General features: G+C 72.6%; 14 protein-coding genes. All 14 read right to left on the reverse strand.

Annotation, left to right across the window (positions count from 1 at the left end; translation table 11 throughout):
- Window positions 1-35: 35 nt before the first annotated feature.
- On the reverse strand, window positions 36-953 hold the full coding sequence (locus CcI49_RS13030; RefSeq protein WP_054564955.1) for a PspA/IM30 family protein: 918 nt from the start codon (window positions 951-953) through the stop codon (window positions 36-38).
- A 180-nt stretch (window positions 954-1,133) separates the two neighbouring features.
- The gene (locus tag CcI49_RS13035; protein ID WP_054564956.1) at window positions 1,134-1,601 is read right to left on the reverse strand and encodes a DNA starvation/stationary phase protection protein; all 468 of its coding nucleotides are present in this window, start codon (window positions 1,599-1,601) and stop codon (window positions 1,134-1,136) included.
- Between the two features lie 79 nt (window positions 1,602-1,680).
- Window positions 1,681-1,998 (reverse strand): helix-turn-helix transcriptional regulator, encoded by a 318-nt coding sequence (locus CcI49_RS13040; RefSeq protein WP_006544978.1) that lies wholly within the window; start codon window positions 1,996-1,998, stop codon window positions 1,681-1,683.
- Between the two features lie 152 nt (window positions 1,999-2,150).
- On the reverse strand, window positions 2,151-3,467 hold the full coding sequence (locus CcI49_RS13045; protein ID WP_076826744.1) for a competence/damage-inducible protein A: 1,317 nt from the start codon (window positions 3,465-3,467) through the stop codon (window positions 2,151-2,153).
- Entirely contained in the window at window positions 3,457-4,221 is a 765-nt protein-coding gene (locus tag CcI49_RS13050) for a CDP-alcohol phosphatidyltransferase family protein (RefSeq protein WP_076826746.1), read from the reverse strand. The genes CcI49_RS13045 and CcI49_RS13050 overlap by 11 nt, the downstream gene beginning before the upstream one ends.
- A complete protein-coding gene (locus CcI49_RS13055) occupies window positions 4,218-5,996 on the reverse strand; it encodes a radical SAM protein (RefSeq protein ID WP_076826748.1) in 1,779 nt (592 codons plus the stop codon). The genes CcI49_RS13050 and CcI49_RS13055 overlap by 4 nt, the downstream gene beginning before the upstream one ends.
- A gap of 58 nt (window positions 5,997-6,054) precedes the next feature.
- The gene (locus CcI49_RS13060; RefSeq protein ID WP_076826750.1) at window positions 6,055-6,975 is read right to left on the reverse strand and encodes a helix-turn-helix domain-containing protein; all 921 of its coding nucleotides are present in this window, start codon (window positions 6,973-6,975) and stop codon (window positions 6,055-6,057) included.
- A gap of 108 nt (window positions 6,976-7,083) precedes the next feature.
- Window positions 7,084-9,885: a DNA translocase FtsK gene (locus CcI49_RS13065; RefSeq protein ID WP_083473072.1), complete on the reverse strand. Its 2,802-nt coding sequence runs from the start codon at window positions 9,883-9,885 to the stop codon at window positions 7,084-7,086.
- 197 nt (window positions 9,886-10,082) lie between these two features.
- Entirely contained in the window at window positions 10,083-10,622 is a 540-nt protein-coding gene (locus tag CcI49_RS13070) for a hypothetical protein (RefSeq protein ID WP_076826752.1), read from the reverse strand.
- Complete coding sequence (locus CcI49_RS13075) at window positions 10,619-10,990, reverse strand: PadR family transcriptional regulator (protein WP_076826754.1); 372 nt, start codon at window positions 10,988-10,990, stop codon at window positions 10,619-10,621. Before CcI49_RS13075 ends, CcI49_RS13070 begins: the two co-directional genes overlap by 4 nt.
- 127 nt (window positions 10,991-11,117) lie before the next feature.
- Window positions 11,118-12,803, reverse strand: coding sequence for a ribonuclease J (locus CcI49_RS13080; protein ID WP_054564963.1), 1,686 nt, complete (start codon window positions 12,801-12,803; stop codon window positions 11,118-11,120).
- Entirely contained in the window at window positions 12,800-13,837 is a 1,038-nt protein-coding gene (gene dapA / locus CcI49_RS13085) for a 4-hydroxy-tetrahydrodipicolinate synthase (RefSeq protein ID WP_076826757.1), read from the reverse strand. The genes CcI49_RS13080 and dapA overlap by 4 nt, the downstream gene beginning before the upstream one ends.
- A 448-nt stretch (window positions 13,838-14,285) precedes the next feature.
- The gene (locus CcI49_RS13095; RefSeq protein ID WP_083749487.1) at window positions 14,286-15,767 is read right to left on the reverse strand and encodes a hypothetical protein; all 1,482 of its coding nucleotides are present in this window, start codon (window positions 15,765-15,767) and stop codon (window positions 14,286-14,288) included.
- A 189-nt stretch (window positions 15,768-15,956) separates the two neighbouring features.
- A complete protein-coding gene (locus CcI49_RS13100) occupies window positions 15,957-17,066 on the reverse strand; it encodes an acetate/propionate family kinase (protein ID WP_076826759.1) in 1,110 nt (369 codons plus the stop codon).
- Window positions 17,067-17,068: the final 2 nt, after the last annotated feature.

Consider the following 17,068-nt stretch of genomic DNA (forward strand, 5'->3'; position numbering starts at 1 on the left):
GCGTCCGCGGCAGTGTCAGCGCGTATCCGGCAACGTCAGCGCGCGTCCGGCGACGTCTGGGCATCATCCGATGCCTTCTCCAACGACGGGCGCGGACCACCAGTGCCGCTGGTGCCACTGGTGCCGCCAGCGCCACCGCCAGGCCGAGCGGCTTCGACCGCGGGCGCCTCCGGGGCCCCCTGATCGCCGACGTGAGGCGCCACGCCCGTGGAACCGGCCGCCGGCGCGGCTGCGGGCGGCAGGGACGCCCTCAGCTCCGCCAGGCGCCCCATCGCCTGCGCGTCCATGGTGGCCCGCTGCACCTCGATCATCTGAGCTTCCAGGCCCTGCGACGCCAGCTCCTGGCGGCCCCGAGCCACCGCGTAACGCTTCTCGATCTTGTCCCGGACGTCGGCGAGCGTCGGGACGTCTCCGGCCGGCGGGAGCGAGGTCATCTGCTCCATCACCTTGCCCATCTGCTCGTGCATCGCCGCATGCTCGATCTGGGTGAGCAGGCGGGCCCGCTCGGCCTGCAGGCGCCGCACGCGCAGGGCGTTGTCCTCGACGGCGACCCGGGCCTGGGCGGCCGACTCGGCCGCCTGCCGCTGGAGCAGCTTGAGATCCTCCAGCGCCGACTCCGCGGAGATGAGCCGGCTCGCGAACGCCTGAGCGGCCTGCTCGTACCGGGCCGCCGCCGCGAGATCACCGGCGGCGCGGCCGTTGTCCGCGAGCACGAGGGCCGATCGGGCCGACTCGGTGAGGTTCGTGACCTCCTCGATCTGGCGGCCCAGCTTCATCTCGATCTGGCGTTGGTTGCCCACGACGAGCGCCGCCTGCGAGACGAGCCGCTCGTGCTGCGCACGCGCCTCGTCCATCGCCTGCTCGAGCTGGATCTTCGGATCCGCCTTCTCCTCGAACGCGACCTCGGCCCGCTTGGACAGGTAGCGGAAGGCCTTGCGAACAACATTCGCCATTGCTCGATCGTCCCACGCGCAGGGCGATCCGGAGAGTCGACGAGTGTCACTGATCTGACCGCCCTCGCCCGCACCCGGTGGTCGGGCCGGGCCGCAGGGCCGGGCCGCAGGGCCGGCCTGCAGGGCCGGGCCGCAGGGCCGGCCTGCAGGGCCGGGCTCGGGCAGGCTCGGGGCGCGCCGTCAGACCATCGCCTGGAACATCCAGTGCTGCTCCTCGAGATCGCGGATCACCGCGATGAACAGATCCTGCGTCACCGGGTCCGGCTCGGCGGTGAGATCCATCCGGGTACGCATCCTGGTGATCATCCCGGCGAGTACGTCCGTGATGAGGCGGATTGCCTTCTCGTCACCGATGTAGCCGCTCTCGACGCCGTGCAAATGGCTGCCGCGGGCGACGGTGGTGGCCTGACCGTCGGGGTTGACCCCGATCGCGACCGCCCGCTCGGCGGCCATGTCCGTGTACCGGCGTCCGAGGTCGACCACGTCGTCCAGTTGGCGGTGAACCGTGCGGAAGTTCCGCCCGATGACGTTCCAGTGCAGCTGCTTGCCCAGCAAGGAAAGATCGATCAGGTCTACGACCGCGCCCTGAAGGGCCTCCCCGACGACGACACGCGCCTCGTCGGACAGCGGACTGCGGATGGCGCTCATGGCTTTCCTCCCGGAAGGTTTCGGACACGTCCGCATCAGGACGTGCCCACCGAGAGGAGTCGTATGCAGGCCGGCCGCTCTAGGCGGCGCGATCCACCACCGCCGGCCGCGCCGGCACGACGACCGCCGTGGCGCCGACCGGCGCCGGGGCGCCCACAGCCAGCTCGGCAAGCTCCAGATCGTCGCTGACCTCACGCAGGAGATCGGCGAGACGTACCCCCAGCGCATCGCAGATCGAGGCAAGCAGTTCGGAGCTCGCCTCCTTCTGACCACGCTCCACCTCGGAGAGGTAGCCGAGCGACACTCTGGCGGCCGACGACACCTCCCGCAACGTGCGGCGCTGATCCTGTCGGCGGCGGCGCAATGCCTCGCCGATCACGCGTCGGAGCAGGACCATCGAGCCTCCTCCTTCATCCACGGGCTGGCTTCACCGTATACCCGCCGAGCCCGTTTCCGGGGCGTCGTTGATGCGACTGTAACGCTGTAAGCACACCCGGACCGGGTCAATCCGCGATCAGGGCACCCCTGAGCCGCGCCGAGGCCCGCCGGTCAGCGCGGCCCGGTCGGCACCCACGGGCCGAAGTCGCCCGCGGCCGCCACTCCGGTGAGGACACGCCGCAGCACATCCAGGGCCTGGACCACGGCGAACTCACGAACCCGGCGCCGGTCACCAGGCAGCCGCACCGTGCGTGTGGTCGCCCCGTCCGGGCCGGCGAGCCCGACGTGCAACGTGCCGACAGGCTTCCCCTCCTGCTCGTCCGGGCCGGCGACACCGGTGGTGGCCAGCCCATAGGTGGCGCCGAGCCGCTCCCGCACCCCGGCTGCCATGGCCACCGCCGTCTCCGGCGACACCGCGCCCACGGTCTCGAGGATCGCGGGGTCGACCCCCAGCGCGGAGCTCTTCACCTCGGTCGCGTAGGCGACCACCCCACCGCGCAGCACCGCGCTCGCACCGGGGACGTCGGTCAGCCGGCCGGCGAGCAGCCCCCCGGTCATCGACTCCGCGACGGCCAGCGTCGCTCCCCGGGCGCCCAGCAGATCCAGGACGACCTTCTCGAGCGAGTCGTCGTCGACACCGTACAGCCCGGGGCCGAGCGCCACCCGCGCCGCCGCCTCGACCGGAGCGATCAGCTCCTGGGCGGCGAGGCGATCAGCGGCCCGCGCCGTGATCCGCACCCGGGTCTGGCCACCGCTGGCCAGGAAGGCGATCCGCGGGTTCCCGAGCGGCTCGAGCCTGGTGACCTCGTCCGCGAGCGCCTCCGCGACCATCGACTCCCACATGCCGGCAGTCCGCAGCACCCGGTGCACGACGACCGCCGGCTCACCGGCCCGACGCAGGATGTCCGGCAGCACGCTGCGGGTGAACATGTCCTTCATCTCGAACGGGACCCCCGGCATGGCGTAGACCACGCCGGAGCCGATCTCCATCCGGATGCCCGGCGCCGTGCCCGGCACGTTGGGCAGGGCCTGCGCGCCGACCGGAAGGTCCGCCTGGCGGAAGTTCATCTCGGGCACCCCGCGCCCGCCCGAGCCGGCCCGGCTGCGCCCCATCTCCTCGAACCGGCGGCGCAGCGTCGCCTCCTCGRCCGCGTCGCGGTGCAGGCCCACCCCGGCCGCCTGCGCGATGCCCTCACGGGTGAGGTCGTCCTGGGTCGGGCCGAGCCCGCCGGTGAGGACGACCGCGTCGGCCCGGCCGAGCGCCGCGACGATCGCCGTGGCGATGTCCGCGATCACGTCCCCGACCACGATCGACGTCGACACCTGGACCCCGACGTCCGCCAGCTGGCCACCCAGCCAGGCCGCGTTGCCGTTCACGATGTCGCCGTAGAGGAGCTCGTCCCCCACCGCGAGCAGCTCAGCGCGCATCGGTCTCCTCTGTTCGGGCTCCAGCCGCAGCGCTGGCCCCGGCCCGGCGACGCAGCGCGAGCGCACGATAGACATAGTCCGCACCGGTCACCACGGCCACGATGACGCCACAGCCGAGAATCACCGCCCGGCCCGTCGCCGCGAACCCGTCGAGCGGGAGCACGTAGAGGCCGAGCGAGATGTTGAGCAGAAGTGTCTTCGCCTTGCCGCCACGGCTCGCGGCGATCACTCCGAAGCGGATGACCCACAGCCGCAGCAGCGTCACCCCGATCTCGCGGACGGCGACCAGCACCGTGACCGCCCAGGGCAGCTCGTCCAGCAGCGACAGCGAGACCAGGGCGGCACCGGTGAGCGCCTTGTCGGCGATGGGATCGACCAGAATCCCGAAATCGGTGATCAGACCGCGCCGACGGGCGATCGTGCCGTCGATCTGGTCGGTGATGGCGGCGACGGCGTAGGCCGCGAAGGCCGCGTAACGCCAGCCGTCGGTGTCCGGGCCGGCGAACAGAAAGCCCACGAAGACCGGAACCAACGCCAACCTGATGATGGTGAGCACGTTGGCGATGTTGAGCACCGGCGGCTTGGGCGCCGGGGGGTTGGGCGCCGACCGCTCGGGCTCCGTCCGCTCCGGCCGTTGTCCGACCGCTCGGGCCGACGGTGTCCCGCCCGCCAGCACCGGCCCGCCCGCCAGCACCGCCGGATCCGTCCCGGCGGCCGCGCCGCCGGGTGAGGGACCCGCAACGGGACCGGTCACGCCGAACCCGGCGACTGGCCGACCGCACCGCTGAGCGCGGCCTGGCCCTCGCCCACGGCCGGCACCGCGTTGGCCAGCATGGCGTTGGCCGGCGCGACAGCGGCCGGCGCGGAGGCGGCCCGCACCGGCGTGACGGCGGCACGGTCGAGCACATCGGTGAACTCCACGACCAGGTCGACGCCTTCCGCCGCCACAACCCGGGCGGCGACAAGGTCACCGACGCGCACGCCGCCGTAGGCCGATCCATCGCCGTGGCCCGACCCGTCGGGGCGGCTGGTGGGGAGCCGGACGGTGCAGGCGCCGTCGGCGTCGGCCTGCTGGTGCCCGGCGCAGCCGAACGCCAGACCGCCGCCGACCTCCTCGACGAGGACCTCGACCGTCGTGCCCACCCGGCGCTCGGCCCGGGCCGCCGTCAGCTGCTCGACGAGGTCGGTGACGTCGGCGCGGCGGCGCTCGATCTCGTCGGGATCGACATGACCGTCCATTCCGGCGGCTTCGGTGCCCTCTTCGTCGGAGTAGCCGAAGACACCGACGACATCGAGATCTGCACGCTCCAGGAAGTCCATGAGGATGTCGACATCCTCCTCGGTCTCGCCCGGGAAGCCGACGATGACGTTCGACCGCGCGCCGAGATCGCCGAGCAGCCCACGGGCCCGGCGCAGCAGGTCCAGAAAGTCGTCGGTCCCACCGAACCGGCGCATCCGGCGCAGCACCGCGGGGCTGGCGTGCTGGAAGGAGAGGTCCAGGTAGGGGGCCAGACCCGGCGTCGTCAGCAGCACCTCGAGCAGCGACGGACGCAGCTCGGCCGGCTGTAGGTACACCGTCCGGACACGGACGATCCCCGGGACCTCGGCCAGCCGCGGCAACAGCTTCTCCAGCGCCCGCAGGTCACCGAGATCCTTGCCGTAGGACGTGGAGTTCTCGCTGACGAGCACCAGCTCGCGCGCTCCCTGCGTGGCCAGCCACTCGGCCTCGGCCAGCACCTGCTCCGGCGGGCGGGAGACATGGGAGCCACGGAACGACGGAATGGCGCAGAACGCACAGCGCCGGTCGCACCCGCTCGACAGCTTCAGCGGCACGACCGGACCCTCGGTCAGCCGACGCCGACCGACCCCACCGGCGAGAACTCCCGCCGACGGCTCGCTCGGACGGCTGCCGGTGCCCGCTGCCAGGGCGCCCGCCGCCCGCTGGGTACCAGCCGCCGTCTGGGTGGTCGGCAGCTGGATGTGCCCGGGCAGATGCGGGGCGTCCGAGGCACCGGAGACACCCGCACGCTCGACCGGCGTGATCGGCAGCAGGGTGCGCCGGTCACGCGGGGTGTGCGAGGCCGGCGCCGCGCCGGCGAGCACCGCTTCGAGGTGAGCCGAGATCTGCGGGTACGCATCGAAACCGAGCACGGCGTCGGCTTCCGGCAGGCTCTCGGCGAGCTCCTGGCCGTAGCGCTCCGCCAGACAGCCCACAGCCACCACCGCACGCGGCCCACCGGCGCCGGCGCCACCCGGACCACCCGGCCCGTGTCCGCCGCGTTCGCCGGCCGTGGCCGCACCCGCCGGCTCGCGCAGTGCGTCCGCGGCGAGCAGCGCGTCGATCGAGTCCTTCTTGGCCACGTCGACGAAACCGCAGGTGTTCACCAGGACCGCATCGGCGAGCTCGGCGTCGTCGACCAGCTCCCAGCCATCAGTGGCGAGGCGGGCGGCGAGCTCCTCCGAATCCACCTCGTTACGGGAACAGCCGAGCGTGACGAGAGCTACCCGGCGTGTAGGGCGAGGGGACACGGACTCAGGCTACCGGGACGCGGCGCTGGTGACGCGGCTGGACCTGCCCCAGGGCCGTTCAGCGCGTCCCGCCGGGCTGGGCCGCCGCCCCGGTCGCCCCGCTGACGGCGGGACGACCGGCGGCGGCCAGGCCGGTCGCCCTGCCGTCACCGCCGCCGACGGCGCAGCCGCCGCCGCTCTCGGCGAGTGCCAGCCTGATCGTGACCACCTCGCCGGGGCCGCCCGCCTTGCCGAGGTCCCGGCCGTTGCAGGTGAGGTCGACGGCGCCCGCGTTGCCCATCTTGATCTCCAGGGCCCCCTCGGAGGACACCTCCCGGCTGTCCCCCTGCTGGAGAAGCTGCGCCAGGAGGGGCTTCCCGCCCTCGTCCCGGACCTCCAGCCAGCTCTGCGCGTCGTGGGCCTCGACCCGCACGTTCACACCGGGCGGCTGGGGCGGCGTCGCGGCGGCCGTCGGGGCCGCCGGAGCGGTCGCGGCCGCGGTGCTCGGCACAGTGCTCGGCCGGGCCGTGGCGTCGTCCTCGTCACCGCCGCCACCGGGCAGCACCAGCGCGACCAGAGCCAACACGCAGACCACTACCAGCGAAGCGATCATGGCCGGCGCCCAGCGGAAGCCACCCATCCCCCGGCGCGCCCCGCCGCCGTTCAGCGGGTCGAACTCGGAGGAGGCGACGACGACCGGCGACGGGACCCGCTCGTGCCCGGCGTCGTAGGCCGCGAGCAGCGGCGCGGGGTCGAGCTCCAAGGTCGTCGCGATGCTCCGCAGGTGACCGCGTGCGTACACGGTGCCGCCGCAGCCGCTGAAGTCCTCACGCTCGATCTGCTCGATCAGCGACGCGCGGATTCTCGTCCGGTCGCTCACGTCGTCGATCGTGAGGCCCGCCGCCCGGCGGGCGGCTGCCAGCGTCGCCCCGATCGAGTCGGGGGCCACCTGCCTGGAGGCATCCGGCCCAGGGGTCGCCGGCTCGTCCGCGGACTGCATGAGCGAACCTCCGCACCCGTCATCGCGCTGGCGCCACTGCCAGCGCCAGCCGATATTACGGTCGCCCGCCGACGCCCGACCGAGCGCAGCGGATCTGTTGAGACTTTCTTATCCGTTGCGGAGCGTCGTGAGAAGTCCCTCCAACTCGTCGGGCATCACGAGGACGTCCCGCGCCTTGGAGCCTTCGCTCGGGCCGACAATCCCGCGGCTTTCCATCAGGTCCATCAGTCGACCGGCCTTGGCGAAGCCGACCCGCAGCTTGCGCTGCAACATCGACGTCGAGCCGAAGTGGGTGCTGACCACGAGTTCGACGGCCTGGAGGAACAGCGCCATGTCGTCGCCGATCTCCTCGTCGATCTCCTTGCGTGCCTCACCGCCACCGTCGAAGACGTCCGCCACGAAGGTGGGCTGGGCCTGTTCCTTGGTGTGGTCGACGATCGCGGCGATCTCTTCCTCGGAGACGAACGCGCCCTGGATCCGGGCCGGCTTGCTCGCCCCCATCGGCAGGAAGAGCGCGTCTCCGAGACCGACCAGCTTCTCGGCACCCGCCTGGTCGAGAATCGTCCGGCTGTCGGCCAGCGAGGCCGTCGCGAAGGCCAGCCGAGACGGGACATTCGCCTTGATCAGACCGGTGACGACGTCCACGGACGGACGCTGGGTCGCCAGCACCAGGTGGATGCCGACCGCACGGGCCATCGCCGTGATCCGACAGATCGCGTCCTCGACGTCACGCGGCGCGACCATCATCAGGTCGGCGAGCTCGTCCACGATCGCGAGAATGTAGGGATATGGCGTGTAGACCCGCTCCGAGCCCGGCGGGGCCACGATCTCACCGGCGCGCACCTTGCGGTTGAAGTCGTCGACATGGCGCACTCCGCAGGCCGCCAGGTCCTCGTACCGGTTCTCCATCTCCTTCACCACCCACTGCAGCGCGTCCGCCGCCTTCTTGGGGTTGGTGATGATGGGCGTGATGAGGTGTGGAATTCCCTGGTAGTTCGTCAGTTCCACCCGTTTGGGGTCGACCAGCACCATACGGACCTGGTCCGGCGTGGCCCGTGCCAACACACTCGTGATGAGGGTGTTGATACAGGTCGACTTTCCGGCGCCCGTTGCGCCCGCGATGAGGATGTGCGGCATCTTCGCGAGATTCGCCAGCACATACCCGCCCTCGATGTCCTTGCCGAGGCCGACCACCAGCGGATGCGGATTGCCGGTCGCGTCCGTGCTGCGCAGGACGTCACCGAGAGACACCAGCTCGCGGTCGGTGTTCGGGATCTCGATGCCGACCGCGCTCTTGCCCGGGATCGGACTGATGATCCGCACATCGGGGCTCTTGACGGCGTAGGCGATGTTCTTCGCGAGCTGGGTGATCCGCTCGACCTTCACCGCCGCGCCCAGCTCGACCTCATAGCGGGTCACCGTCGGGCCCCGGGTGAAGCCGGTGACCTTCGCATCCACCTTGAACTGGGAGAACACGTCGGTCAGCGAGGCGATGACACCGTCGGTGGCAGCCGAGCGCACCTTCGGCGGGGTACCGGAACGCAGCAGCGTCGGCGAGGGCAGCCGGTAGTCACCCTCCACCGGCGGTACGAGGTACTCGATCTCGTCCGGCCCGACCGGGCCCTGGGCGGACGGGCCGGCGTCGGTCGCCGCGCCCGGTGACGCCGCCGCCCGGCCGCGCTGGCGCCGCGCACCCGCCACGGGCCCGCCGACCTCCCCGGCGACGAGGCCGACCACGTCATCGACGTCATCGACATCCACGCCGTCCCCCGCGCCCACCGCCGCCGGGATGTCGCCGAACAGGTCGGCCTGGTCGCGGGCGTCGGGTGGTCCGGAGCGCCGCGCTCGGCCAGCCCTGGCCCGGTCGCCACCCGCGGCCGAGCCCCGCGGATCGCCGTCGACGTCGTACACGTCATCGGACTCCGCGGCCGCGCCCCGCCGGCGGCGCGAGGGCGAGCGGGCCGGCTCGCCGTCGAGCAGGTCGTCGAGGGCGGCGTCGGCCGGCCCACCGGCCGCCCCATGGACGTCCTCGTCGAGGTCGTAGTCGTCGTAGTCCTCGTCGTCGCCCTCGTCATAGGCGCCGGGCTGGCGGATCGGGATGGTGAGCCGCTCGGCGAGCCCGCGCAGCCGCTCCGGCACCTGGCGCACCGGGGTCGCCGTCACCACCAGCGACCCGAAGAACGCCATCAGCACCAGCAGCGGCACCGCCACATAGGTGGTCACCGCGCCGACCAGCGGGGCGCTGCCCAACAGCCCGATCAGGCCGCCGGCGTCCCGCAGCGCGGCGACGCCGGTGGCGAAGTCGGGCATCCCGCGGGCGATGTGCACCAACCCGAGAAGACCGAGCGTCACCGCGGCCCAACCGATCACCACCCGGCCGCGGCTCTCCGGGTCCGAGGGCGAACGCACCAGCCGCCAGGCCGCGCCGAGGCAGAACACCGGCACGACCAGCGCTCCCTCGCCGAGGAAGAGCTCGATGGTCGCCGCGACACCGGCGCCGACCGGCCCGCCGGCGCCGCCCCACATCGTGGCGCCCAGCAGGATCGCCGCGCCCAGGGCCGCCAGCCCGAGGCCGTCGCGCCAGTGCTCGGGCTCGATGTGCAGATCCCGCGTGTTGCGGCCGAACCGGCGCAGCCCGCTGCCGAGCAGGCCCGCGGCGGCCATCCACGTCTGGTAGACCGCCTTGATCGCCGCCTGGGCGAGCCGCAGCTGAACGGGACGCGGCGGCGGTTCTCGGCGCCCGCGACCACCCGGGCCGCGGGCGGCGGCGCCCCTGGTGGACGCGCCGGACCGCGGACGCGCGGAAGCCCGCCCAGAGCCGCCGGAACCGCTCGGGCCGCCGGACCGTGCCGTGGCCGCTCGTGGCTTCGGCTGCGCCTGGGTTCGGGCGCTGGACGTGCGTGTGGCCACGCGGAGAAGGTACCCGGGAAGCGTCGCGAGTCGCTGCAACCCAGACTATCCGGGCGCGCCATGGCCGTAGTGGCCGCGTTTCGCCCCGCCCGAGAGTGCCCTCAGGCATGCGACCCGAACCCGCCGCAGGCAGCGCCGCGCAGCGTCGTGGTGCGACGCACAGCACCGTACCGCGCCGCGACGCACACCGGCCACGCTCAGCCGTGGCCGGCGACCGAGCCACCCGCCCTGGCGGAGATCCGGTGCGCGCGCATCCCGTCGATCAGGGCGGCGCACAGCAACAACGCCAGAGCCAAAGCGATCTGGGTCATGCGCTGGTAGAAGTCCCAGTACTGGATCCACGCCAGCCACACGGGCAGAACCGAAAGCAACGCGCCGCAGACGAACAGGGCCGCGACCCAGCCCGGTCGCCGGACACCGGCGAGCAGGCCCACCACGCCCGTACACAGCAGGCCCTCGGGCATCGAGTCGACCAGCGACGCGAAGTAGGACCCACTCCAATAGCCGGCGGGGACGGTACGAACCATCGCGAGGAAGCCCTCCTCGGGCGGGGCCCACCAGCCCCACCGGTGGCCGAGGACGCCAACCAGGCCGGCCCAGCCGACGACCACGGCCAACGCGGGCAGAAGACCACCGGAGCCGGGGTCGCCGAGGTCGGGGACCCGCGGCCCGCTGGGTGCCTCGTCGTCCGAGTCGGGCCGCGGGTGCTCCCCACCGGTCTCGTCGAGCGCGCTCATCCGCCCGCCGCCATTCCGGCCACGGTCGCCGAACCCGGGAGATGGCGAGTTCGCACGCCCAGCCGGCGCTCGGCCTCGGCGGCGTTCGCCCGCATCCGTTCGGTCTGCGCCGCGAGCGCGGCGGCGCCCTCGTTGGTCAGCGCGTAGTACCGCCGCAGCCGCCCGTTGACGATCTCCTCGCGGTCGACCTGGACGAGGCCCTCGCCCGCGAGCCGGTCCAGCGCGCCGTAGAGGGTGCCTGGCCGCAGGTTCACCCGCCCACCGGACATCGCGCTGACCTCGCCGATCGTCGCGTACCCATGACGGGGACCGTCCGCGAGCGCGGCAAGCACCAGGAAGGTGGGCTCCCGCATCTCCTCCATACTCATGTCAGGAGACTATACAAGTGATCGACATATACCGCCTGGAGGAGCACGAGGCGGCGGGGGCGGAAATAGAACCGCCCTGGACCGGAGATCCGGCCCAGGGCGGCGAGAAACCATCCGCGGTCGCTCTCTAGACCTCCAGGACCACCGGGAGGATCATCGGGCGGCGCCGGTACCGCTCGTTCACCCAGCGGCCCACCGTGCGGCGGACGAGCTGCTGCAACGCGTTCGTGTCGGTCATCCCGGAACGCATCGCGTCGTTGAGGGCGTCGGCAAGCCGGCTCTGGACCTCGTCGAAGGCCCCGCGCGCGTCGGAGAAGCCACGAGCGGACAGATCGGGGCCGACGACCACCTTCCCGGCGGCGGCGTCCACCACGACGGTGATCGTGATGAAGCCCTCCTCCCCGAGGATCCGCCGGTCCTTGAGGCTGGACTCGCCGACGTCGCCGACCGCGAGCCCGTCCACGAAGACCATCCCGCAGGGCACCGCCCCGGTGATGCTGGCCTGGCCGTCGATGAGGTCGACGACCGTTCCGTCCTCGGCGAGGATGACGCGGTCCGGCGGGACGCCGGTGGCCTCCGCGAGCGCCCCGTGGGCGCGCAGATGCCGCCATTCGCCGTGCACCGGCATCATGTTCGACGGCCTCGTCGCGTTCAGCACGTAGAGCAGCTCACCGGCGGGCGCGTGCCCGGACGTGTGGACCATCGCCACGCCCTTGTGGACGACCTTCGCGCCCCACCTGGTCAGGCCGTTGATCACTCGGTAGACGGCCGTCTCGTTGCCCGGGATCAGGCTGGAGGCGAGCACGACGGTGTCACCGGCCTCGATGCGGATCGCGTGGTCCCGGTTGGCCATCCGCGACAGCGCGGACAGCGGCTCCCCCTGGGACCCGGTCGAGATCAGGCAGATGTTGCGGTCCGGCAACGAGTCGACGTCACGGGCGTCGATCACCAGGCCCGGCGGAACCTGGAGCAGGCCCAGCTCGCGGGCGACGCCCATGTTCCGGACCATCGAACGGCCGATGAAGCAGACCGACCGGCCGTGTGCCTCGGCGGCGTCGAGAACCTGCTGGACCCGATGGACGTGGCTCGCGAAGCACGCGACGACGATGCGCCGCTCCGCCTCGCGGAAGACCTTGTCGAGCACCGGCGCGATCGTGCGCTCCGAGGCGACGAAACCCGGGACCTCGGCGTTCGTGGAGTCCGACAGCAGCAGGTCGACGCCTTCCCGGCCGAGCCGGGCGAAGCCGCCCAGGTCGGTCAGGCGCCCGTCGAGCGGGAGCTGGTCCATCTTGAAGTCACCGGTGTGCAGGACGAGGCCCGCGTCGGTGCGGATGGCGACCGCGACGGCATCCGGAATCGAGTGGTTGACGGCGAGGAACTCGCAGTCGAACGGCCCGAACGAATGGCGCTCCTCCTCGCGGATCTGCAGCGTCACCGGCTGGATGCGGTGCTCCTGCAGCTTGGCGACCATGAGCGCGAGGGTCAGCCGGGTGCCGATGAGTGGGATGTCCCGGCGCTCGCGCAGGAGGTAGGGAACGGCCCCGATGTGGTCCTCGTGCGCGTGGGTGAGGATCACCGCCTCGATGTCGTCGAGGCGATCCCGGATGGCGGTGAAGTCCGGCAGGATCAGGTCGATACCGGGCTGGTCCGTCTCGGGGAAGAGCACCCCGCAGTCGACGATGAGCAACCGGCCGGCGTGCTCGAACACGGTCATGTTCCGGCCGATCTCGCCCAGCCCGCCCAGCGCGATGATCCTCAGCCCGTCGGCACGCAGCGGCGGGGGCGGCCCCAGCTCGGGGCGCGGAGGCGTCATGAAACCGCCGCCCCCGCGGCCGCCGCCGCGGTGTCGGACCGTGGCGACGCCGAAGCGGCACCGCCCGCCGACCCGGCCGCGCCGGCTGCACCACCCCGGGCCGCCGCGGCCGCCGGGTCCAGCACGGCGGCGGCGAGATCGGCGCGCAGCCGCGCACGCTCGGCCTCGGTGGCGTCGACCAGCGGGGACCGCACCGGCCCAGCGGGCAGGCCCGCCATCGCCAGCGCCGCCTTGGCCGTGATCACACCCTGGGTACGGAAAATTCCCTCGTATGCGGGCAGCAAGCCCTTGTGTAGCGCGATCGCCCGACCCACCTCACCGGCCCCGAAGGCCTCGATCATCGCCCGGATGGCGGGTGCGGCCACATGACCGACAACGCTGACCACGCCGCACGCACCAACGGACAGCAACGGAAGATTGAGCACGTCCGTGCCCGAGTAGTAGGCGAGGCCGGTGTTGGCCAGCACCCACGACGACCCGGCGAGATCGTCCTTCGCGTCCTTCACCGCGACGATCCGCGGGTGCTCCGCCAGCCGCAGGAGCGTCTCGGTCGCGACGGGAACTCCGGACCTGCCGGGAATATCGTAGATCATCGTAGGCAGGCCCGTCGCGTCGGCGACGGCCCGGAAGTGGGCGAGCAGCCCGGCCTGCGGGGGCTTGCTGTAGTACGGCGTGACGACCAGCAGGCCGTCAGCGCCTGCCTTCTCGGCCGCGCCAGCCAGCTCCAGCGTGTGCCGGGTGTCGTTCGTACCGACCCCCGCGATGATCTGGGCGCGTCCACCGACCGCCTCACGGACCACACGCAGCAACGTGTCCTTCTCGGCGTCCGACGTCGTGGGGGACTCACCCGTCGTACCGTTGATGACCAACGCCTCGTTGCCGGCGTCGACGAGATGCTCGGCGAGCGCCGCCGCACCCGGGACGTCCAGGCCGCCATCCGAGGTGAACGGCGTGATCATCGCCGTGATCATCCGCCCGAACGGGGCCGGGGGCAATGCTGACATACCTGCCACGCTAGCGGGCACCTCCGACATCTCCTCCGACGGTCACCGACCGGCGGAGTCGGCATCCCCCACCAGGTGCCTGGAGCGGCGGGCGGGCGGCATCATCCGGACAGTCGCGCCGGAAACCCACCGACCCGGCGGACCCGGGCAGGGAACGAAGATCTACTTTCAAGCGGCTTTCAGGACCCTGGCGCCAGCTCCGCCGGACTCGACGGACCAGCGGACGGACGGCCGGCGGGCTCTTTTCGAGCACCGGCGATCATGTTGCGGTCGAGCCGCACCCACAGCTCACGACGACCCAGACGGACGAACGACCGCAGGCCACCCACGCGCGCCGCGCCGCCCGCGACTCCGGCGCCATAGTTCTTTGGCATGCTCACCGCCCCGTCTCGCTCGACAGTTGGTTCAGGGTACCGCCCTGACCGCGGCGACGGTCGCCGTTCGCGGGCCCCGGCCGCGTCCTGCCGTCGCCATCAGGTCAGCCGGGCCCCCGGCGGCCGGTCTCCTGGGCCTGCCCGGACATGATCGACGACGCCGGTTCGTCCGGCGGGGTGTGCCAGCCCAGCGCCCGCAGCCCGGACAGCACCGCCAGCGCGACCAGCAACGCGAGCAGGGCCTGTTTCGTCGGCCCGAGCACCCAGGCCGCCAGGCTCGACCGCTCCCTGGTCAGCAGCACTGTGGCGGCGAACGACGACGGCACCGCCACCACCGCGACCGCGTCCGCGCCGAGCTGGAACGGCAGCGCCGACAGCGCGACCGTGAGGCTCATCAGGATCCCGATGGCCGCGGCCACCCGCCACACATCCGGCGAGACGCTCAGGCCGACCACGAGCCTGGCCCGCGCGGCGCGCCGCGCGTCCGTGCTGTAGAAGGCGTAGACCTCACGGTTGCCGTGGACGTCCTCGACGTAGGTCCGGGCGATCCGCCGGTGCCACAGGTCGACGGTGATCGGCGTGCTCAGCTCGATGCTGGAGTCGTCGGTGCCGATGCTGACGTGGTAGCTGCCGGGACCGCCCGGATCGATGTCCACCAGCGCGACCGGGGTCAGCCACCGCTGCCGCATCGGGACCTGCCCGTCGCGGACCGGGTGGCGCCGGGCCAGGATCGTCCGGCGCTCCTCCTTCATCTTGATCAGGCAGGGCCGGTACGGGTCGACGATGACCGCCGCGAGCGCCTCCCACCGCCGCCCGTACTCGGCGACGGTGCTCAGGACCGGCGTCGCCGCCGCGCCCGCCAGGCTCAGCTCGCCGATCCAGGTGGTGAACTCGCGCAGGTAGTACTCGATGTGCCCGATCTCCAACGGCGTCGGGACGTCCGGGTCCCGCCACAGCTCACCGACCGCGAGCAGCAGGGTGTCGGCGCTGCTCAGCGGGTCGAACGGCTCGTCCAGCGCCCGGCCCAGCAGGCTCTGGGCCGGTTCGAGCAGCTCCTGCCAGGAACGCAGCGTGGGCGCGGGGACGACGAGGTCGGCCTCGGCGTCGAGGTAGGTCCGTACCGCCTCGAAGGACAGCGGGCGGTCCCCGCGCGGTGCCAGCTGCGGCAGGTTGCCGGTGAGCCGCCCGGGACGGAAGCGTGAGATCGCGTCCACCACCCGGCGGGCCGGGCCGGGCAGCGGGCATCCGGCGGCCTCGGCGAGCAACGCGATCAGATTGCCCTGGATCGCGACCGACGTCCCGTAGGGCATCAGATGGGCGTCCGACCCGCCGGGGCCGACGAGGTCGAACCCGACGAGCGCGCGTTTGGGCAGGGTGGAGATCGGGAGCAGGAGACAGACCTCGGGCGGCAGCCGGCCCGCGGTGTCGAGCCGGCCGGTGCCCGGGACGATGCTGTTCAGCAGCCCGTCCAGCGGCCCCCAGTTGATCGACCTGGCGAGCTGGCAGCGGTTGGCGCTGACGATCGTGAACTGGTCGACGACCCGGCGCCGCAGCCCCTGGTACTCCGCCGGGGGTGCCAGCAGCATCGTGGTGACCTCGTCCACATCGGTGAGGTCGAGAATCGGGGCGCTGTCGGCGTCGTCCCGCCGGCGCCACCGCCGCAGGCGGCCAGGCCAGGGCCCCGCAGGTCCCCCCGAACTACCCGAACCGCCCGAACTGCTCACATCGGGCGAGAGTAGCAGCACCCTCACATAGCGCGCGCCCGCCCGAGAAGCTCACCCCGCGTGTGCCGGCAGCTGGGCGCGGGCCGCCCGGGCGATCTCGACGTCCTCACGCGCCTCGATGATCAGGGTGCGAACCGGTGCGCCGGGAGCACTGATCTCCAGGTCCCCGCCCTGGTACGAGCCGTTGCGCTCCGCGTCGAGTGCAACGCCCAGGAAACCGAGCCCGGCGGCGGCACCGGAGCGCACCGGCGGGGCGTGCTCCCCCACCCCACCCGTGAAGACCAGGGCGTCCAGCCCACCGAGGGCAGCCGTCATGGCGGCGATCTCGGCCCGCAGCCGGTGCAGGTAGACGGCGAGGCCCAGGGCCTCCGGCGTACCGGGCCGCCGCGCGCCGTCGAGCACCGCCCGCATGTCCGCGGAGCCGACGAGCCCGGTCATGCCGCTGCGGTGGAACAGGGCGTCCGTCAGCTCCTCGGCGGTCATCCCCTGCTCCGTCTGCAGCCACAGCAACAGGCCGGGGTCCACCGTTCCCGAGCGGGTGGCCATCACCATGCCCTCCAGCGGGGTGAAGCCCATCGTCGTGTCGACGCTGACGCCGTCGCGCACCGCCGCCAGCGACGCTCCCGAGCCCAGGTGCGCGGTGACGACACGCCGGGCGCCGGTGAGCTCCGCGGCGCGCCGTGACGCGTACGCGTGGGACAGGCCGTGAAACCCGTACCGGCGCACCCCGTACTCGTCGCGCCAGCGCATCGGAACCGGGTAGGTGATCGCCTCGGGCGGCATGCGGGCATGGAACGCGGTGTCGAAGCAGGCGACCCGCGGCACCCCGGGCAGCACCGCCGAGACGTCCGCCAGCGCGGTCAGCGCCGCCGRCTGGTGCAGCGGCGCCAGCGGAACCAGCGCGCGCAGCTGCCGCTCGACCTCGTCATCGACCAGGACCGGGTCGACGAAGACAGACCCCCCGTGCACCACCCGGTGGCCGGTGATCGCCACATCGCCGGCCTGGGCGAGCTCCTCGACCGCCCGTTCCAGCTCGTCGGGGTCGGGCCGGCCGGCGACCGCACGCAGGTCGTGCGCGGCCAGCACCCGGTCGCCCGGATCGAGCAGCCGCAGCTTCACGCTGGACGAGCCGGCGTTGACCACCAGCACGTTCCCGCCCATAA

Origin of the sequence: Frankia sp. CcI49, assembly GCF_001983215.1 — a bacterium.
Classification (GTDB): Bacteria; Actinomycetota; Actinomycetes; order Frankiales; family Frankiaceae; genus Parafrankia; species Parafrankia irregularis.

Bases quoted from the DNA above. Each gene is read 5' to 3' on its own strand.
- CcI49_RS13070 (WP_076826752.1), bottom strand. From the start codon at position 10,622: ATGAGCGCGCTCGACGAGACCGGTGGGGAGCACCCGCGGCCCGACTCG.
- CcI49_RS13030 (WP_054564955.1), bottom strand. From the start codon at position 953: ATGGCGAATGTTGTTCGCAAGGCCTTCCGCTACCTGTCCAAGCGGGCC.
- CcI49_RS13040 (WP_006544978.1), bottom strand. From the start codon at position 1,998: ATGGTCCTGCTCCGACGCGTGATCGGCGAGGCATTGCGCCGCCGCCGA.
- CcI49_RS13095 (WP_083749487.1), bottom strand. From the start codon at position 15,767: ATGCTGCTGGCACCCCCGGCGGAGTACCAGGGGCTGCGGCGCCGGGTC.
- CcI49_RS13075 (WP_076826754.1), bottom strand. From the start codon at position 10,990: ATGAGTATGGAGGAGATGCGGGAGCCCACCTTCCTGGTGCTTGCCGCG.
- dapA (WP_076826757.1), bottom strand. From the start codon at position 13,837: ATGTCGGAGGTGCCCGCTAGCGTGGCAGGTATGTCAGCATTGCCCCCG.
- CcI49_RS13080 (WP_054564963.1), bottom strand. From the start codon at position 12,803: ATGACGCCTCCGCGCCCCGAGCTGGGGCCGCCCCCGCCGCTGCGTGCC.
- CcI49_RS13060 (WP_076826750.1), bottom strand. From the start codon at position 6,975: ATGCAGTCCGCGGACGAGCCGGCGACCCCTGGGCCGGATGCCTCCAGG.
- CcI49_RS13035 (WP_054564956.1), bottom strand. From the start codon at position 1,601: ATGAGCGCCATCCGCAGTCCGCTGTCCGACGAGGCGCGTGTCGTCGTC.